The organism is Achromobacter sp. K91 (genome assembly GCF_003576205.1).
GTDB classification, from domain to species: domain Bacteria; phylum Pseudomonadota; class Gammaproteobacteria; order Burkholderiales; family Burkholderiaceae_B; genus Achromobacter; species Achromobacter aegrifaciens.
In genome coordinates this window covers 18772-34800 of the sequence record NZ_QWFB01000065.1, presented here as the reverse complement: position 1 = coordinate 34800, position 16029 = coordinate 18772, and the positions used below count along the sequence as shown (strand labels likewise).

Here is a 16029-nt window from a genome sequence, read left to right as displayed (position 1 = left end):
AATTCTAGTCCGGCCTATTTCTTGTCTTACACTTTCGTCGGATTGTTCTTCGGGATATCACCTATGAGCAGCAGAGCATACAAACGGGTTCTTCTCAAACTTTCCGGCGAGGCGCTGATGGGCGACGATGCATTTGGCATCAACCGCTCCACCATCGTCCGCATGACCGATGAGGTCGCTGAAGTCGCCGCCACGGGCGTCGAGCTGGCCATCGTCATCGGCGGGGGCAATATTTTCCGTGGCGTCGCCCCGGGCGCGCAGGGCATGGACCGCGCAACCGCCGACTACATGGGCATGATGGCCACCATCATGAACGCGCTTGCGCTGCAAGACGCGCTCAAGCACAAGGGTGTCGACACCCGCGTGCAATCGGCCTTGAACATCGATCAGGTCGTCGAGCCGTACATCCGCCCGAAGGCGCTGCGCTACCTCGAAGAGGGCAAGGTCGTCATCTTCGCGGCAGGTACCGGCAACCCCTTCTTCACCACGGACACGGCCGCTGCGTTGCGCGGCGCCGAGATCGGGGCGGAGATCGTGCTGAAGGCCACCAAGGTCGACGGCATCTACAGCGCGGATCCCAACAAGGATCCCACCGCCACGCGTTACTCGCGCATCAGCTTCGACGAAGCGATCGTCCGCCGGCTGGAAGTCATGGACGCCACCGCCTTTGCGCTGTGCCGTGACCAGAAGCTGCCGATCAAAGTGTTTTCGATCAATAAGTCCGGCGCCCTCAAGCGGGTCGTCAGCGGCGAAGACGAAGGCACCTTGGTACACGTCTAAAGAAAAGGAAATTCCATGAGCGTCGCAGAAATCCGCAAATCCGCCGAAGCCAGGATGGCCAAGTCGCTTGACACGCTCAAGACCAACCTGGCCAAGATCCGCACGGGCCGCGCCCATACCGGCATCCTGGACCACGTGCAGGTCGAGTACTACGGCTCGCCCGTGCCGATCAGCCAGGTTGGCAACGTGAACCTCGTGGACGCCCGCACCATCAGCGTGCAGCCCTACGAGAAGAGCATGGCCTCCGCGATCGAAAAGGCGATCCGCGAATCGGACCTGGGCCTGAACCCCATGTCGATGGGCGACACCATCCGCGTGCCGATGCCCGCGCTGACCGAAGAGCGCCGCCGCGACCTGACCAAGGTTGTCCGCAGCGAAGGCGAGGACGCCAAGGTGGCCGTGCGCAACCTGCGCCGCGAAGCCAACGAAGCGCTGAAGAAGCTGGTCAAGGACAAGGAAATCTCCGAGGACGACGAACGCCGTTCGCAGGACGACGTCCAGAAACTGACCGATCGCAGCGTGGCCGAAATCGACAAGATGGTTACGCAGAAAGAAGCGGAAATCATGACCGTATAATTCCTGGATGCCGTCAGGGTGATAGGCTAGTCCGTATCCCCCTGGCGACCAGGATATCCTGCCTGAGCGCCGTCCTGTCCATTGGTTCGCAGCATTGCTGCTTAGCGGTGGAACGACGGCGCAGGCTTTTCTTCACGTAGTTCCGTTTTCGCCGTTTCACCGCGCGCAACCCCAGACCAATGGCAACCAGTTCGACCCAGGCGGTTCCCGCTACCCGCGACATTCCCGAGCACGTCGCCATCATCATGGATGGCAATGGCCGGTGGGCGACGAGGCGGCTGCTTCCGCGCACTGCGGGCCATGCCAAGGGCGTGCAGGCGGTGCGGCGCGTGGTCGAGGCGTGCGGGCGCGCCGGCGTGCGCTATCTGACGCTGTTCGCCTTCAGTTCCGAGAACTGGCGCCGCCCGGCCGAGGAAGTGTCGCTGCTCATGCGCCTGTTCGTGCAGGCGCTGGAGCGCGAGATCGGCAAGCTGGAAGAGCAGGGCGTGCGTCTGCACGTCATCGGCGACCTGTCGGCCTTCGAGCCCCGTTTGCAAGAGCTGATCTTCGCGGCGCAGGAGCGCACGGCCCACAACGACCGCCTGCACCTGACGGTTGCCGCCAACTATGGCGGACGCTGGGACATCCTTCAGGCCACCCGCGCCATGCTGGCCGCCGAGCCCGCACTGGCCACGCAGCCCCAGTTGGTGGACGAGGAGCGCCTGGCGCGCCATCTGTCCATGGCCTGGGCGCCAGAACCCGACCTGTTCATCCGCACCGGCGGCGAACAGCGCATTTCCAATTTTCTGATCTGGCAGATGGCTTACGCGGAGTTCTACTTCACGGACCGCTACTGGCCGGATTTCGGCGCCGCCGAGCTCGCGGCCGCCTTTGACTGGTACCGCACGCGCGAACGCCGTTTCGGCCGTACCAGCGCGCAACTCAGCGAAAACGGCGCGAAATAAAACGGACGGCGACTAGCGCGTCTTTCCAGGGCTGTACACGAGGAGACCGTCATATGTTGGGCCAGCGTATCGTTACCGCAGTCGTTCTGTTGGCCGTTCTGGCTGCCGCGATGATCAGCGCGAACCCGTGGTGGTTCGTTGCGCTTCTGGCTCTGGCGGCCGCCTGCGCCAATTGGGAGTGGCTCCGCCTGACCTTGCCGCAACCGCCTTCCCCTCTCATTGCCGTCGGCGTTGCCGTCCTGCTGTTCGCGGGCATGCTGGCGTTGGCCTCCGCATGGCTCGCGGGACAGAATGCCGGAATCACAGATCCCGTCTGGGTGCTGCGCTACGTAGTGCCGGCGGTGGCCGCGGTCTGGCTGTTCGGCGGCCTGACGGCGGTGGTGCGCGGGCGTTCCGATGCGCCTCCCGCCAGTGTGGGCTGGTCGATTTTCTCCGTGCCCGCGGCGTTTGCCGCCTGGGCCGTGCTGGCGCAGATGTTCGTGGCGCATGGCGCCGGTTTCGTAGTGTCGCTGCTGGCGCTGGTCTGGGCCGCCGATATTGCCGCTTATTTTGCCGGCAGAGCCTTCGGCAAGCGTAAACTGGCCCCGCGGGTCAGCCCGGGCAAAACGATCGCAGGCGCGGTCGCTGGCGTCCTGGGGGCGGTGGTCTGGATCGGTCTTTCCAGCCTGTGGGAAGGCACGTACGGCCACGCGCTGGTCGAACGCTGGACCTTCTGGCTGGCGCTGCCCATTGCCGCCGTGCTTGGCGTGCTGTCGATCATGGGCGACCTGTTCGAATCGCTGCTCAAGCGGCGCGCCGGACGCAAGGATTCCAGCACGCTGCTGCCTGGCCACGGCGGGGTCTATGACCGCATCGACGCGATTCTCCCGGTCGCGCCGTTTGCGCTACTTTTGTCTGGAGTGTTGTTTTGACGGCTTTTCAACGCGTCGTCGTGCTGGGATCGACCGGTTCGATCGGTGAAAGCACGCTGGATGTGATCGCCCGCCACCCCGAGCGCCTGGCGGTTTATGCGCTATCGGCGTACAGCCAGATGACGCGCCTGGCGGAGCAGGCACAGGCCTGCCGCGCCGCGGTCGTGGTGGTGCCCGACTCTGCGGCGCGCGAGAAATTCATTGCCGCATGGGCTGGCGGCCAGACCATGCCGGAAATCCGCGTCGGCGCCCAGGCGCTGGCCGATACCGCCGCCGATCCCCAATGCGACTCCGTCATGGCGGCCATCGTGGGGGCCGCGGGCCTGCCCGCCGCCCTGGCGGCTGCCCGCAGCGGCAAGCGCGTCTTGCTGGCCAACAAGGAAGCGCTGGTTGCGGCCGGCTCGCTTTTCATGCAGGCCATACGCGACAACGGCGCCGAACTGCTGCCTATCGACAGTGAACATAACGCCATTTTCCAATGTCTGCCTCACGGCGGACGAGCCGTCGCGCCGGATAGCCCCGCACCCGGCGTGCGCCGGCTGCTGTTGACCGCTTCCGGCGGTCCGTTCCGCGGGCGCGACCTGGAAGACCTGCACGACGTGACGCCGGCCCAGGCTTGCGCCCACCCGAACTGGAGCATGGGCCGCAAGATTTCGGTCGATTCCGCCACCATGCTCAACAAGGGGCTCGAGGTGATCGAGGCGCATTGGCTGTTCGCCATGCCTGCTGATCGCATCGAGGTGGTGGTGCACCCCCAGAGCGTGGTGCACTCCATGGTCGAGTACGACGACGGCTCCGTGCTGGCGCAGCTCGGTCAGCCCGACATGCGCACGCCCATTGCCTATGGCCTGGGCTTTCCCGAACGCCTGGACAGCGGCGTCGGCCCGCTGGATCTGACGCGGCTGGGGCGTCTGGACTTCGAGAAGCCCGATCTGGCGCGTTTTCCGTGCCTGGCCTTGTCGTTTGCGGCGCTGCGAGCCGGGCAGGGGGCCTGCGTGGCATTGAATGCCGCCAACGAGATCGCCGTGGAGGCCTTCCTGAGCGGCCGGCTGCCCTATACCTGGATTCCGCGGGTAATCGAGGCTTCCCTGGAGTGGCAGGCACGGCAAGCATCTGTTACGCTCAACAGTCTTGACGACGTGCTCGCTCTGGATTCTGACGCGCGCGTCTTCGCTGGCAACCTGGGCCTGGCCTGATGCGGGCTCGGTCGCCCGTCCGCCGGCCTCTGATTTCCTAGATTTCTTCGATTCCGATGCTTTTCACCCTGCTGGCCTTTGCGGTTGCGCTTGGCACCCTGATCATCTTCCATGAACTGGGGCACTATTGGGTGGCCCGCCTGTGTGGCGTGAAAGTGCTGCGCTTCTCGGTGGGGTTCGGCAAGGTCATCCTGCGGCGCACCGACCGCCACGGCACGGAATGGGCGGTCTCGGCGCTGCCGCTGGGCGGCTACGTCAAGATGCAGGACGATCCCCCCGCCGGCGCGAGCCCGGCGGAAGTGGCAGGGGCCTTCAATAGCAAGCCCGTCGGCCAGCGTATCGCCATCGTTGCCGCTGGCCCCATTTTCAACCTGATACTCGCGGTCTTCCTCTATGCCGGCCTGAACATGGCCGGCACCGAGGAGCCCGTGGCTGTCATCGCCCAGCCCGCGGCGGACACGCCTGCCGCGCGCGCCGGCCTGCTCTCTGGCGACCGCATCCTGGCCATCGACGGCGAAGAGGTCGCTTCCTGGTCCGACGCGCGCTGGCGCCTGATGGACGTCATGGCTACTGGCGGCAGCGCCAGGATCGAGGTCAAGACCCCTGCGGGCGCCGTCCAGCAGCGTGAACTGGTCCTGCCGTCCAACACCATGGATCCGGCCGGCGGCGACCCGCTGGCCGCGGCCGGCGTGCGCCTGGCTCAGCCCAAGCCCGCAGTGCGTGTCGTCAATGACGGCGGCGAAGGGCAGGCGGCCGGCCTGCGGACGGGCGACCTCATCCTGGCCGTGAACGGCGTTCCCACCCCGGATACCGGCGCGCTGGTGCGGCAGATTCAAGAAAGCGCCGGCAAGACCCTGGCGCTTACGCTGGCGCGCGACGGCGCCAATATCTCCCTGAACGCCACGCCCCGCGCCGAGACCGTCAACGGCCAGGTGATCGGCCGCCTGGGCGTCCAGCTGGGTGGCGACGTTCCCATGGTGACCGTGCGCTATGGCGTATTCGAAAGCCTGTGGAAGGGCGCCGTGCGCACCTGGGATACCGCCTGGTTCTCGCTGCGCATGATGGGGCGCATGATCACGGGCGACGTTTCCTGGCGCAATGTCAGCGGTCCCGTGACCATCGCGGACTACGCCGGCCAGACCGCCAGAATCGGAATTGTTGCGTATATCGCTTATATCGCCTTGATCAGCATCAGCCTGGGTGTACTAAATTTGCTGCCTATTCCCATGCTGGACGGTGGCCATCTGCTGTACTATCTCGTCGAAATTGTGCGGGGTAGCCCGCCGCCAGCAAGGTGGATCGATATCGGACAGCGCGCCGGCATAGGTTTATTGGCAAGCCTGATGGGGCTTGCGCTGTTCAATGATTTCACGCGTTTGTTCACTTGAACGCGATTTAGCATAAAATCCCCCGCCATTTGCACGACCGAGGATACTCAAGGATGTCTTTTCGCCGGATGTTTCATCACAAAAAGGGTGTACTGCCGGGTTTGATCGCCGCACTGCTGGTTCCGGCCATCGCCCACGCCTTCGACCCTTTTGTCGTGCGGGATATCCGCGTAGAGGGTATTCAAAGAACTGACGCCGGCACCGTCTTCGGCTATCTCCCCGTCAAAGTGGGCGAAAAGTTCACCGAAGAAGAAGCCACTGAAGCCATCCGCCGCTTGTACGGCACCGGCTTCTTCACCGACGTACAGATCCAGACGGACAACAACGTCGTCGTGGTGGTCGTGCAGGAACGCCCCACGATCGCGTCGGTGAACTTCAACGGCATGCGCGAGTTCGACTCCAAGGCCATCACCACGTCGCTGGCCCAAGTGGGCTTCGCCGAAGGCCGCATCTTCGACCGCTCCATGCTCGAGCGCGCCGAATACGAACTGAAGCAGCAGTACCTGTCCAAGGGCAAGTACGGCATCGAAGTGACCTCCACCGTGACCCCGCTGCCGCGCAACCGCGTGGGCGTGAGCTTCGACGTGTTCGAAGGCTCGGTCGCGCGCATCCAGGAAATCCGCTTCGTGGGCAACAAGGCTTTCTCGGAGAGCGACCTGCTCGACGAATTCAAGCTGACCACGCCGGGCTGGTTGACCTGGTATACCGATACCGACAAGTACTCGCGCGAAAAGCTCGAGGGCGACCTGGAGCGCCTGCGCTCCTTCTACCTGGACCAGGGCTACCTCGAATTCTCGGTCGAGCCGCCCCAGGTCACGATTTCGCCCGACCGCAAGGACATCCGCATCACGATTACCGTGCACGAAGGCGAGCCCTACAAGGTGCGCAGCGTGAAGCTGGCCGGCAACCTGCTGGGCCTGGACAAGGAAATCAACGCGCTGGTGGAAATCAAGCCGGACGAAACGTTCTCGGCCGCCAAGGCCAACGGTTCGGCCAAGGCCATCACCGACTACCTGGGTGAACTGGGCTACGCGTTTGCCAACGTCAACCCGAACCCGCAGCTGGACCGCGCCAAGCATGAGGCCGACCTGACGTTCTACGTCGATCCCAGCCGCCGCGTGTACGTCCGCCGCATCCAGATCGGCGGCAATACCCGCACGCGCGACGAAGTCGTGCGCCGCGAAATGCGCCAGCAGGAAGCCGCCTGGTACGACGCCAAGGACATCAAGGACTCGCGCGACCGTGTCGACCGCCTGGGCTATTTCAGCGACGTCAACGTCAAGACCGATCCGGTTCCGGGTTCACCCGACCAGGTCGACGTCAACGTCGACGTCAAGGAAAAGCCAACCGGCATGATCAACCTGGGCGTGGGTTACGGCTCGTCCGAAAAGGCCATTCTGTCTGCCGGTATCAGCGAAGACAACGTCTTTGGCAGCGGTACCAACCTGACCCTGCAACTGAACACCAGCAAGACCAACCGCGCCATCGTGCTGTCGCATACCGATCCGTACTGGACCAAGGACGGCATCAGCCGCACCACGTCCGCCTACTATCGCGTGACCGAGCCCTGGAACAACAACGACGGCGACTACCGCGTCAAGGCCATGGGCCTGGGCATGAACTTCGGCGTGCCGATCTCGGAATACGACCGGATCATGCTGGGCGCGAACGTCGAACGTAACCAGATCGACCTTTTCAACAACTCGCCGGCGGCCTACGAGAAGTTCGTCAAGGACTATGGCGACGCGACCAACTCGGTGATCTTCACCACCGGCTGGACCAAGGACACCCGCGACAGCGGCCTGGCGCCGACCAAGGGCGGGTACACCCGCCTGAAGGCCGACCTGTCGACCATCGATCTGCAGTACACGATGCTGACGGCCCAGCAGCAGTATTTCGTGCCGCTGGGCGGCTCCTACACCCTGGCCTTGAACGGCATGGTGGACTGGGGGCAGGGCTACGGCAGCAAGGATTACCCGATCATCAAGAACGTCTATGCCGGCGGTATCGGCACGGTACGCGGCTACGAGGGCTCGTCGCTGGGCCCGCGCGATACCAAGACGGGCGACTACCTGGGCGGCACGCGGCGCGTCATCGCGAACGCGCAGCTCTATCTGCCGTTCCCGGGCGCGTCGAAGGACCGCACCCTGCGCTGGTTCATTTTCTCGGACGCGGGCCAGGTTTCGGCCGGCAGCGGCCAGAGCTGCACCGGCGGCAAGCCTGGCAGCGAGGTCGAGGATCCGTGCGGCTGGCGCTTCTCGGCCGGTATCGGTCTGTCGTGGCAGTCGCCGATGGGACCGCTGCAGCTGTCCTATGCCCGTCCGCTCAATTCGAAGTCGGGCGACGACAAGCAGAGCTTCCAGTTCCAGATCGGGACTGGTTTCTAAGCGCGCCGTTACGCTTGAAAACAAGGGAGAAGGGCGCACGGCCGGCTCCCTTGCTGTTTAGTGGCACAATACACACTTTGGCTTTGCCTTACTGGAAGGTGAGATTTTCATGATGTCTGATTCCGCACTTAAAACCTCGAAATCGCTGCGCACCACGCGCCGCGGCAAACTGGGCGGCTCCATTGCCCTGGTAGGTGCGCTCATTCTCGGTTCGGCTGCTGCGATTCCCGCGCAGGCCCAAGGCACGAAGATCGGTTTCGTCAATACCGAGCGGATCCTGCGCGAGTCGGGTCCGGCCAAGGCAGCGCAAAGCAAGATCGAAGCTGAATTCAAGAAGCGCGACGACGAGCTTCAGCGCCTGAACAACAGCCTGCGTTCGCAAGCCGAGAAGTTCGACAAGGACGCGCCTGTCCTGTCGGAGTCCGATCGCGTCAAGCGCCAGCGTGAACTGTCCAACCTGGATACCGACCTGCAGCGCAAGCGCCGCGAGTTCCAGGAAGACTTCAACCGCCGCCGCAACGAAGAATTCTCGGGCATCGTGACGAAGGCCAACGACGCTATCAAGCGCATCGCCGAGCAGGAAAACTACGACCTGATCATCCAGGACGCAGTGACCGTCAACCCGCGCATCGACATCACCGACAAGGTGATCCAGAGCCTGGGCAAGTAAGCAGCACCCGTCACGTTATGCCGGTTCTACTGGATCTTGCCCGCGCGCCAACGCTGGAAACACTGTTGAGCGCCGCCAACACCCAGGGGATGGACTGGCGCATCAGCGCGGTTCCCGGCGCGGGCCCCATGCGGGTCTGCGGCATCGGAACCCTGTCATCGGCGGGTCGGCAGGAAATCGCTTTCCTGGCCAACCCCCGCTACCAGAGCCAGCTAGGCGCCACGCAGGCTGGCGCCGTCATCGTCTCGCCGGACGTGGCGCAGGCTCTGGAGGCCGAGGGCAACGCCCGGCCGCCGTTCGCGCTGGTCGTCTGTCAGCATCCCTATCTGCTTTACGCCCGCGTGGCGCAATGGTTCGATGCCGCGAGACGGCCCGAGCTGCCCGCGTCCACGCATCCTTCCGCGGTGGTCGCCGCTGACGCCATCATCGAAGAAGGCGTGCGCATCGGCCCGAATTGCGTCGTCGAATCCGGCGCCCGCATCGGCCGCGATACCGTGCTCGGACCTGGCTGCGTCATTGGCGCAGGCTCGTCCGTCGGCCCTGGCAGCCGGCTGTACGCCCACGTCACGCTGTACGACGGCGTCAAGGTGGGCGCACGCGCCATCATTCATAGCGGCGCTGTGCTGGGCGCGGATGGTTTCGGTTTCGCGCCGGATCCCACGCTGGGCAAGGGCGCCTGGGGCAAGATTCCCCAGCTCGGCGGCGTGACGGTCGGTGACGACGTCGAAATCGGCGCCAACACCACCGTCGACCGGGGCGCGCTGGAAGACACCGTCCTGGCCGATGGCGTCAAGCTGGACAACCAGATCATGGTGGCCCACAACTGCCGGATCGGCGCGCATACCGCGATTGCGGCCTGCGTGGGCGTGGCTGGCTCGACCACCATCGGCGAGCGCTGCACCATAGGCGGAGCGGCCATGCTGTCCGGGCACCTCACGCTGGGCGACGATGTGCATGTCTCCGGCGGCACCGCGGTGACGTCCAGCATCTCGAAGCCTGGCCGCTACACCGGGGTCTTCCCGTACGCGGAACATGGCGAATGGCAGCGCAACGCCGCCGTGATACAACAGTTGGCGCAATTGCGCCGGCGCGTGCGGACGCTGGAAAAAGACTAGGGCGGCGCATCGCCGCCCCTGGCGCGTCCGCGCCGCACAATTACTTTACTTCGCAGGAAAGCATAGAAAAATGGAACTCGACATCAAGGGGATCATGGAGAGGCTGCCGCATCGTTATCCGATGCTGCTGATTGACCGCGTCGTCGAAATGGTGCCTGGCAAGTCCATCGTGGCCATCAAGAACGTCTCGATCAATGAACCGTTTTTCAACGGCCATTTCCCGCACCACCCGGTGATGCCGGGCGTGCTCATCGTGGAAGCCATGGCTCAGGCCTCCGCCCTGTTCTCGTTCACCGACGAGAATGGCGGCCTGAAGTGCGAAGGTTCCAAGACCGCGTATTACCTGGTTGGCATCGACGGCGCGCGTTTCCGCCGCCCCGTGGTGCCGGGCGACCAGTTGCGCATCGAGGTCGAAGCCGAACGCCTGAGCCGCAGCATCTGTAAGTATCAAGCGCGCGCGACGGTGGATGGCCAGGAAGTCGCTTCGGCCAAGCTGATGTGCGCGATTCGCAGCCTGGAAGAGTAAATGGCAGGAAACATTCACCCCACCGCCGTCGTTGATCCGGCGGCAAAGCTCGACCCGACCGTCGTGGTCGGTCCGTTCGCGACCATCGGTCCCAACGTGACCATAGGCGCGGGCACCGAGATCGGCCCGTACTGCATGGTGGACGGGGTGACGACCATCGGGCGCGACAACCGTTTCTACCGGTACTGCTCGATTGGCGGCATGCCGCAGGACAAGAAGTACCAGGGCGAGCCTACCCGCCTGGAAATCGGCGACCGCAATACGTTCCGGGAATTCGTCACGCTCAACACGGGCACCGTGCAGGACGGCGGCGTTACGACGATTGCCGACGACAACTGGGTCATGGCGTACGTGCACGTTGCACACGATTGCCACATCGGCAGCAACACCATCCTGGCCAATTCGGTGCAGCTGGGCGGCCACGTCCACGTAGGCGATTGGGCCATCGTGGGCGGCCTGACCGGCGTGCACCAGTTTTCGCGCATCGGCGCGCACAGCATGACGGGCGGCAACAGCTCCCTGATGCAGGACACGCCGCCGTTCGTGCTGGCTGCGGGCAATCCGTGCCGTCCGGTGGGCGTCAACGTCGAAGGACTGAAGCGCCGCGGCTTTACGGCGGCCGACATTGCGGCGCTGCGCGACGCCTACAAGATCCTCTACCGCCGGGGCCTGTCCCTGGACACGGCGCGGGCCGAACTGCGCGCCCGCCAGCAGGCGGAGCCCGAGGTCGCCCCGCACCTGCAGACCATGCTCGACTTCCTGGACGTCGCGAGCCGCGGCATCATCCGTCCATGAACGCTCGGATCGGCATGGTGGCCGGCGAGCCTTCGGGCGACCTGCTGGCCGGTCGCATCATTGCCGGTCTGCAAGCGCGCGACGCCGGCGTGCGCTGCGAGGGTATCGGCGGGCCGCAAATGCAGGCCCGCGGCTTCGATACCTGGCACCCCATGCATGCCTTGACCGTGTTCGGCTATGTCGACGCGCTCAAGCGCCTGCCCAGCCTGCTTGGCACCTATCGCGACGTCAAGCGGCGCTGGTTGGCGCAGCCGCCCGCCGTGTTCGTCGGTATCGATGCGCCGGACTTCAATCTGCGGCTGGAACACCAGTTGCGCCAGGCGGGCACGCCCACCGTGCATTTCGTCGGACCGTCGATCTGGGCCTGGCGCTATGAGCGGATCCATAAGATCCGCGAGTCGGTGTCGCACATGCTGGTGCTGTTCCCGTTCGAGGAAGAGATCTACCGCAAGGAAGGCATTCCGGTCACCTATGTGGGCCATCCGCTGGCTGGCGCCGTGCCCATGCAGCCCGACCGCGCCGCGGCGCGCGAGCGTCTGGGCATCGACCAGAATGCGCGCGTGCTGGCGATCCTGCCGGGTAGCCGCTCGTCCGAGATCCGTCTGCTGGCGCCGCGCTTCCTGCAAGCCGCGCAGATCCTGCAGAAGAAGGATCCGGCCCTGCAATGCGTCGTCCCCATGGTCAACGACCAGCGGCGCGCGGAGTTCCAGGCCATCCTGGCCCAACACCCCGTGCCTGGACTGCGCTGCGTCACGGCGAACGATCTGCACGGCGAGGGCGGAGAGCGCCAGGCGCCCGTGGCCTGGTCCGTCATGGAAGCGGCCACGGCAGTGCTGGTGGCCAGCGGCACCGCCACCCTGGAAACGGCGCTGTACAAGCGGCCCATGGTGATTTCCTACGTGCTGTCGCCCTGGATGCGCCGCATCATGGCCTGGAAGTCCGGCCAGCAGCGTCCCTACCTGCCCTGGGTGGGGTTGCCGAACGTACTGCTGCGCGATTTTGCCGTGCCGGAGCTGCTGCAGGACGACGCCACGCCCGAGAAACTCGCGGAGGCGACCTGGACGTCCCTGACCGACGACGCGGGCAGGGCGCGCATCGAAGCCCGCTTTACCGCCCTGCATCAGGAGCTGCTGCGCGACACGCCCGCGCTGGCTGCGCAGGCGATCCTGGAGGTGGCCGGTGGAGCAGCCTGACTTGTTCGCGGCTCCTGAACAGCCCGTCATGATCACGGCAGGCGTGGACGAGGCGGGCCGCGGCCCGCTGGCGGGCGCCGTGTACGCGGCGGCGGTCATTCTGGATCCGGCCCGGCCCATCGCGGGCCTGGCGGATTCCAAGGTGCTCAAGGCCGCCACGCGCGAGGCGCTGGCGCTCGAGATCCAGGAATTTGCCGTGGCCTGGTGCATCGCCAGCGCCAGCGTGGCCGAGATCGACAGCATGAACATCCTGCGCGCCACGATGCTGGCGATGCAGCGCGCGGTGCAGGGCTTGTCCACCTTGCCGCAGCTGGCGCTGGTGGATGGCAACCAGGCTCCCAAGCTCGGCTGCACCGTGCAGACCGTCATCAAGGGCGACGCCCTGGTGCCCGCGATTTCCGCGGCTTCCATTCTTGCCAAGACCGCGCGCGATGCAGACCTGCTGCGCCTGCATGCCCTCTATCCCCAATATGCCTTCGATCAGCACAAGGGTTATGGCACCCCGCTGCATCTGGAGATGCTGCGCGAGCACGGCCCCTGCGCCGAACATCGGCGCAGCTTCGCCCCCATCAAGGCCTTCGGCCTGACTTCATGAAGCACATCAGTTCTCGCGACAATCCCGCAGTCAAGGCGCTGGCCAAGCTGGCCGGCACGGCGGGCAAGCGCGGCGCGCCGGTGCTGCTGGATGGCGTCCACCTGTGCCAGGCCTGGCTGCAGCATCACGGCGCGCCCGATCAGGCCATCTTCGATGTGGAGCGCTTGTCCCAGCCCGACATAGCGGCGCTTGCGGCCGCTGTGCCGGACCGCGACTGCCTGGCCCTGGACGCGCGCTTGATGCAGTCCCTGGCAGCCGTGGAAAGCGGGCAGGGCGTGGCCTTTCAGGTGACGCCGCCGGTTCTGGACTTGCCCGATGCTGTGGACGAGAACTGCGTGCTGTTCGACCGCATCCAGGATCCCGGCAATGTCGGCACGTTGCTGCGCACCTGCGCCGCAGCGGGAGTGAAGCGCGTCTTCCTGGCCACGGGCACGGCCGCGGCCTGGTCTCCCAAGGTGCTGCGCAGCGGCCAGGGCGCCCATTTCGCCTTGGCCATCCACGAACACGTGGATCTGGCTGCCTTGCTGCCGCGGCTGAAGGTGCCGATGGTGGCGACCGCGCTGGACGGCGCGCGCGATCTGTACGAAGGCTTGTTGCCGGAACGTTGCGCCTGGGTGTTCGGCCACGAAGGCCAGGGCGTGGCAGCGGAGCTGATTGCCGCCGCCAGCCTCAAGGTGCGTATTCCGCACGACATGGTGGCGATGGAATCGCTCAATGTGGGCGCCGCAGCCGCGATCTGCCTTTTCGAGCAGCGGCGCCAGGCTTTGCGCGGCAAGCCGGACTGAACGCCGATCTGCCCTTCGTTTCGCCGCTTTTCCGCGGATTGCGGGCACCGTCCCCTGTTTATACTGCCCCGTTTGCCCGAGCCGGAGCGGTCCTGAGCCGCGTCTGGCGGCCGGGATCCGATCAAGGACGGGACATGAAAAGCTGGATCAAATCGAGTCTTGCCGCGCTGGGCGCGGCGGTGTTGCTTTCTGCGTGCGCCGGTCCCCGGTATGGCGATGTGGCGGACCGCATCCCGGCGCTGGAGGCTGCGGAAGGCCGGATTTACTTCTACCAGCCCGTGACGTCCAACGGCGACAAGGTCGCGCAGCCCGCGATCCTGGTCGACGGCCGCAAGGTCGGTCGCTCCAAATCCGGTCGTTTCTTCTTCGTGGACCGCGCGCCCGGCGAGGTGGAAGTGATCACCGCCACAGACCGCAAGGAGCGCAAGGACGCGCTCAAGGTTCCGCTGGCCGCCGGGCAGACCCAATACGTGCGCGTCGATATTGCGGGCGGCAGGCAGGTCCTGAGGTTGGAGGGCTCCGCTGACGTAGCCGTGCAGGCGATGTCTGACCTGCGCTATTGGGGTGCGGGACGCCGCGAGCGCGAGCCGCTGCGCTATGAGTAAAATTACAATATGTAGTGTTTAAATTCATTCACATACTTTCGCGCCTGGACCAATCATGTTGGGTGGCCAGCGGGATCGGCAAATCGGAGAAGACGGAATGAAGCGCAGGTTCAAGATGGTGGCTGCCGCCGTGCTGGGCGCGGCCTTGTTGGCAGGTTGCGGCGGACCCCGGTACAAGGACGTCGCCAGCACCATCCCCATGATGGTGCCGGAAACGGGGCGGATCTACTTCTACCAGCCGCCGGCGCCGGTTGGCGTGGTGTCGGCCCAGCCATACCTGCGCGTGAACGGCGTCAAGGTCGGCCGTTCCAAGCCGGGCAGCTTCTTTTACGTGAACCGGCCTGCCGGCCAGTACGTGGTCGACACCTTGCGCGACGACGAACAACTGTCGTTCACGCTGGCCCCGGGCCAGACCCGTTACGTGCGCTTGAGCATCGAAGGCGTGAGCGGCAATTCGTCCAATATGGGTCGCCAGGACATGCGCCTGGAAGACTCGGAGGCGACCGCCCAACAGGAAATGGGACCGCTGAAGTACTGGGGCGCGGGCTCGCGCGAACGCGTCAAGCTGCGTCCCTGATCCGGAGCACGTTGCAGGAAAGGGCGCGCCATGGGCGCGCCCTTGTCGTTTTCAGCCCCGGTCCAGGCCGACTTCCTGCAGCACCGTCGTGGCGATCTCCTCGATCGATTTGGTGGTGCTGGACAGCCAGGAAATGCCCTCGCGGCGCATCATGCGTTCGGCCTCGGCCACTTCGTAGCGGCATTGCTCCAGCTGCGCGTAGCGGCTGTTGGGGCGGCGCTCGTTGCGGACTTCGGCCAGGCGCTCGGGCTGGATCGACAGGCCGAACAGCTTGCCGCGGTGCGGGGCGATGGTCGAAGGCAGGGTGCCGCGCTCGAAATCGTCCGGCGTCAGCGGGAAGTTGGCCGCCTTGATGGCGTATTGCATGGCCAGGTACAGGCTGGTGGGCGTCTTGCCGCAGCGCGATACGCCAACCAGGATCACGTCCGCCTGGTCCAGCTGGTTGACGAACTGGCCGTCGTCATGCGCCAGGCTGAAGTTGATGGCGTCGATGCGGTTGCGGTATTTTTCCGAATTGGCCTGCATGTGCGAGCGGCCGATGGAATGGCTGGACTTCAGGCCCAGCGCCTGCTCGATGTGGCTGACGAAAGTGCCAAACAGGTCCAGGAAAACGCCGTTCGCCTGCCGAACGCGTGCCAGGATGTCCGGATTGACCAGGGTGCTGAACACGATCGGGGGAACACCGGCCTCCTGGGCGCTGCGATCGATGCGCATGGCCACTTCCGCGGCCTTTTCCAGCGTGTCGACAAAGGGCAGGCGGACAGGCTTGAAATTGACCTCTTCAAACTGCGAAAGCACTGACTGGCTGAAGGTTTCTGCGGTGATGCCGGTACTGTCGGAAACGATGTATACCGTGCGTACGATCGGGGTAGATGTCATGTGTAAAAAATTCCAACCAGGCAGATGGCCGGACGCACTCCACCGAGTACAATCAGGCCCCTATAAGTCACCCCAAGGGCGGTCCAAGGCCAGTTTGGTCAGCGCGT

At 65.0% G+C, this 16029-nt stretch carries 17 protein-coding genes; 16 read left to right on the top strand and 1 reads right to left on the bottom strand.

Annotation, left to right across the window (positions count from 1 at the left end; translation table 11 throughout):
• The first annotated feature begins 63 nt into the window (after window positions 1-63).
• The 16 genes from pyrH to DXK93_RS29290 all read left to right on the top strand — a co-directional run bounded on the left by pyrH (window position 64) and on the right by DXK93_RS29290 (window position 15043).
• The gene (gene pyrH, locus DXK93_RS29365) at window positions 64-780 is read left to right on the top strand and encodes a UMP kinase (protein WP_013393440.1); all 717 of its coding nucleotides are present in this window, start codon (window positions 64-66) and stop codon (window positions 778-780) included.
• A 15-nt stretch (window positions 781-795) separates the two neighbouring features.
• Window positions 796-1356 carry a ribosome recycling factor gene (frr, locus tag DXK93_RS29360; protein ID WP_054456719.1) on the top strand — a complete coding sequence of 187 codons (561 nt, stop codon included), beginning with the start codon at window positions 796-798 and terminating at the stop codon, window positions 1354-1356.
• Between the two features lie 179 nt (window positions 1357-1535).
• A complete protein-coding gene (gene uppS, locus DXK93_RS29355; RefSeq protein ID WP_054456720.1) occupies window positions 1536-2300 on the top strand; it encodes a polyprenyl diphosphate synthase in 765 nt (254 codons plus the stop codon).
• Window positions 2301-2353: 53 nt separating this feature from the next.
• On the top strand, window positions 2354-3211 hold the full coding sequence (locus DXK93_RS29350; RefSeq protein ID WP_119451962.1) for a phosphatidate cytidylyltransferase: 858 nt from the start codon (window positions 2354-2356) through the stop codon (window positions 3209-3211).
• Window positions 3208-4407, top strand: coding sequence for a 1-deoxy-D-xylulose-5-phosphate reductoisomerase (locus DXK93_RS29345; protein ID WP_119451961.1), 1200 nt, complete (start codon window positions 3208-3210; stop codon window positions 4405-4407). The genes DXK93_RS29350 and DXK93_RS29345 overlap by 4 nt, the downstream gene beginning before the upstream one ends.
• 56 nt (window positions 4408-4463) lie before the next feature.
• Window positions 4464-5795, top strand: coding sequence for an RIP metalloprotease RseP (rseP, locus tag DXK93_RS29340; protein ID WP_054456723.1), 1332 nt, complete (start codon window positions 4464-4466; stop codon window positions 5793-5795).
• A gap of 53 nt (window positions 5796-5848) precedes the next feature.
• Window positions 5849-8182: an outer membrane protein assembly factor BamA gene (gene bamA / locus DXK93_RS29335; protein WP_054456724.1), complete on the top strand. Its 2334-nt coding sequence runs from the start codon at window positions 5849-5851 to the stop codon at window positions 8180-8182.
• Between the two features lie 109 nt (window positions 8183-8291).
• Window positions 8292-8852, top strand: a complete 561-nt coding sequence (locus tag DXK93_RS29330; protein ID WP_054456725.1) for an OmpH family outer membrane protein — start codon at window positions 8292-8294, stop codon at window positions 8850-8852.
• Between the two features lie 17 nt (window positions 8853-8869).
• Window positions 8870-9967, top strand: a complete 1098-nt coding sequence (lpxD, locus tag DXK93_RS29325) for a UDP-3-O-(3-hydroxymyristoyl)glucosamine N-acyltransferase (RefSeq protein WP_119451960.1) — start codon at window positions 8870-8872, stop codon at window positions 9965-9967.
• Between the two features lie 70 nt (window positions 9968-10037).
• Window positions 10038-10493 carry a 3-hydroxyacyl-ACP dehydratase FabZ gene (fabZ, locus tag DXK93_RS29320; RefSeq protein ID WP_008167730.1) on the top strand — a complete coding sequence of 152 codons (456 nt, stop codon included), beginning with the start codon at window positions 10038-10040 and terminating at the stop codon, window positions 10491-10493.
• Complete coding sequence (lpxA, locus tag DXK93_RS29315) at window positions 10494-11288, top strand: acyl-ACP--UDP-N-acetylglucosamine O-acyltransferase (protein ID WP_054456727.1); 795 nt, start codon at window positions 10494-10496, stop codon at window positions 11286-11288.
• Window positions 11285-12481, top strand: coding sequence for a lipid-A-disaccharide synthase (gene lpxB, locus DXK93_RS29310; protein WP_119451959.1), 1197 nt, complete (start codon window positions 11285-11287; stop codon window positions 12479-12481). Before lpxA ends, lpxB begins: the two co-directional genes overlap by 4 nt.
• Window positions 12468-13076 (top strand): ribonuclease HII, encoded by a 609-nt coding sequence (gene rnhB, locus DXK93_RS29305; RefSeq protein ID WP_370127902.1) that lies wholly within the window; start codon window positions 12468-12470, stop codon window positions 13074-13076. Before lpxB ends, rnhB begins: the two co-directional genes overlap by 14 nt.
• Window positions 13073-13861 carry an RNA methyltransferase gene (locus tag DXK93_RS29300; protein WP_119451958.1) on the top strand — a complete coding sequence of 263 codons (789 nt, stop codon included), beginning with the start codon at window positions 13073-13075 and terminating at the stop codon, window positions 13859-13861. Before rnhB ends, DXK93_RS29300 begins: the two co-directional genes overlap by 4 nt.
• Before the next feature lie 134 nt (window positions 13862-13995).
• Window positions 13996-14466, top strand: a complete 471-nt coding sequence (locus DXK93_RS29295) for a DUF2846 domain-containing protein (protein ID WP_054456731.1) — start codon at window positions 13996-13998, stop codon at window positions 14464-14466.
• Window positions 14467-14563: 97 nt separating this feature from the next.
• The gene (locus tag DXK93_RS29290) at window positions 14564-15043 is read left to right on the top strand and encodes a DUF2846 domain-containing protein (protein WP_054456732.1); all 480 of its coding nucleotides are present in this window, start codon (window positions 14564-14566) and stop codon (window positions 15041-15043) included.
• 51 nt (window positions 15044-15094) lie between these two features.
• On the opposite strand, the gene DXK93_RS29285 is transcribed toward DXK93_RS29290, so the two are convergent.
• Window positions 15095-15922 carry a pyruvate, water dikinase regulatory protein gene (locus tag DXK93_RS29285; protein WP_042793329.1) on the bottom strand — a complete coding sequence of 276 codons (828 nt, stop codon included), beginning with the start codon at window positions 15920-15922 and terminating at the stop codon, window positions 15095-15097.
• Between the last annotated feature and the right edge of the window lie 107 nt (window positions 15923-16029).

Excerpts from the sequence above, each read along its gene's own strand:
- pyrH (WP_013393440.1), top strand. The coding sequence starts at position 64 with ATGAGCAGCAGAGCATACAAACGGGTTCTTCTCAAACTTTCCGGCGAG.
- frr (WP_054456719.1), top strand. The coding sequence starts at position 796 with ATGAGCGTCGCAGAAATCCGCAAATCCGCCGAAGCCAGGATGGCCAAG.
- uppS (WP_054456720.1), top strand. The coding sequence starts at position 1,536 with ATGGCAACCAGTTCGACCCAGGCGGTTCCCGCTACCCGCGACATTCCC.
- DXK93_RS29350 (WP_119451962.1), top strand. The coding sequence starts at position 2,354 with ATGTTGGGCCAGCGTATCGTTACCGCAGTCGTTCTGTTGGCCGTTCTG.
- rseP (WP_054456723.1), top strand. The coding sequence starts at position 4,464 with ATGCTTTTCACCCTGCTGGCCTTTGCGGTTGCGCTTGGCACCCTGATC.
- bamA (WP_054456724.1), top strand. The coding sequence starts at position 5,849 with ATGTCTTTTCGCCGGATGTTTCATCACAAAAAGGGTGTACTGCCGGGT.
- DXK93_RS29330 (WP_054456725.1), top strand. The coding sequence starts at position 8,292 with ATGATGTCTGATTCCGCACTTAAAACCTCGAAATCGCTGCGCACCACG.
- lpxD (WP_119451960.1), top strand. The coding sequence starts at position 8,870 with ATGCCGGTTCTACTGGATCTTGCCCGCGCGCCAACGCTGGAAACACTG.
- fabZ (WP_008167730.1), top strand. The coding sequence starts at position 10,038 with ATGGAACTCGACATCAAGGGGATCATGGAGAGGCTGCCGCATCGTTAT.
- lpxA (WP_054456727.1), top strand. The coding sequence starts at position 10,494 with ATGGCAGGAAACATTCACCCCACCGCCGTCGTTGATCCGGCGGCAAAG.
- lpxB (WP_119451959.1), top strand. The coding sequence starts at position 11,285 with ATGAACGCTCGGATCGGCATGGTGGCCGGCGAGCCTTCGGGCGACCTG.
- DXK93_RS29300 (WP_119451958.1), top strand. The coding sequence starts at position 13,073 with ATGAAGCACATCAGTTCTCGCGACAATCCCGCAGTCAAGGCGCTGGCC.
- DXK93_RS29295 (WP_054456731.1), top strand. The coding sequence starts at position 13,996 with ATGAAAAGCTGGATCAAATCGAGTCTTGCCGCGCTGGGCGCGGCGGTG.
- DXK93_RS29290 (WP_054456732.1), top strand. The coding sequence starts at position 14,564 with ATGAAGCGCAGGTTCAAGATGGTGGCTGCCGCCGTGCTGGGCGCGGCC.
- DXK93_RS29285 (WP_042793329.1), bottom strand. The coding sequence starts at position 15,922 with ATGACATCTACCCCGATCGTACGCACGGTATACATCGTTTCCGACAGT.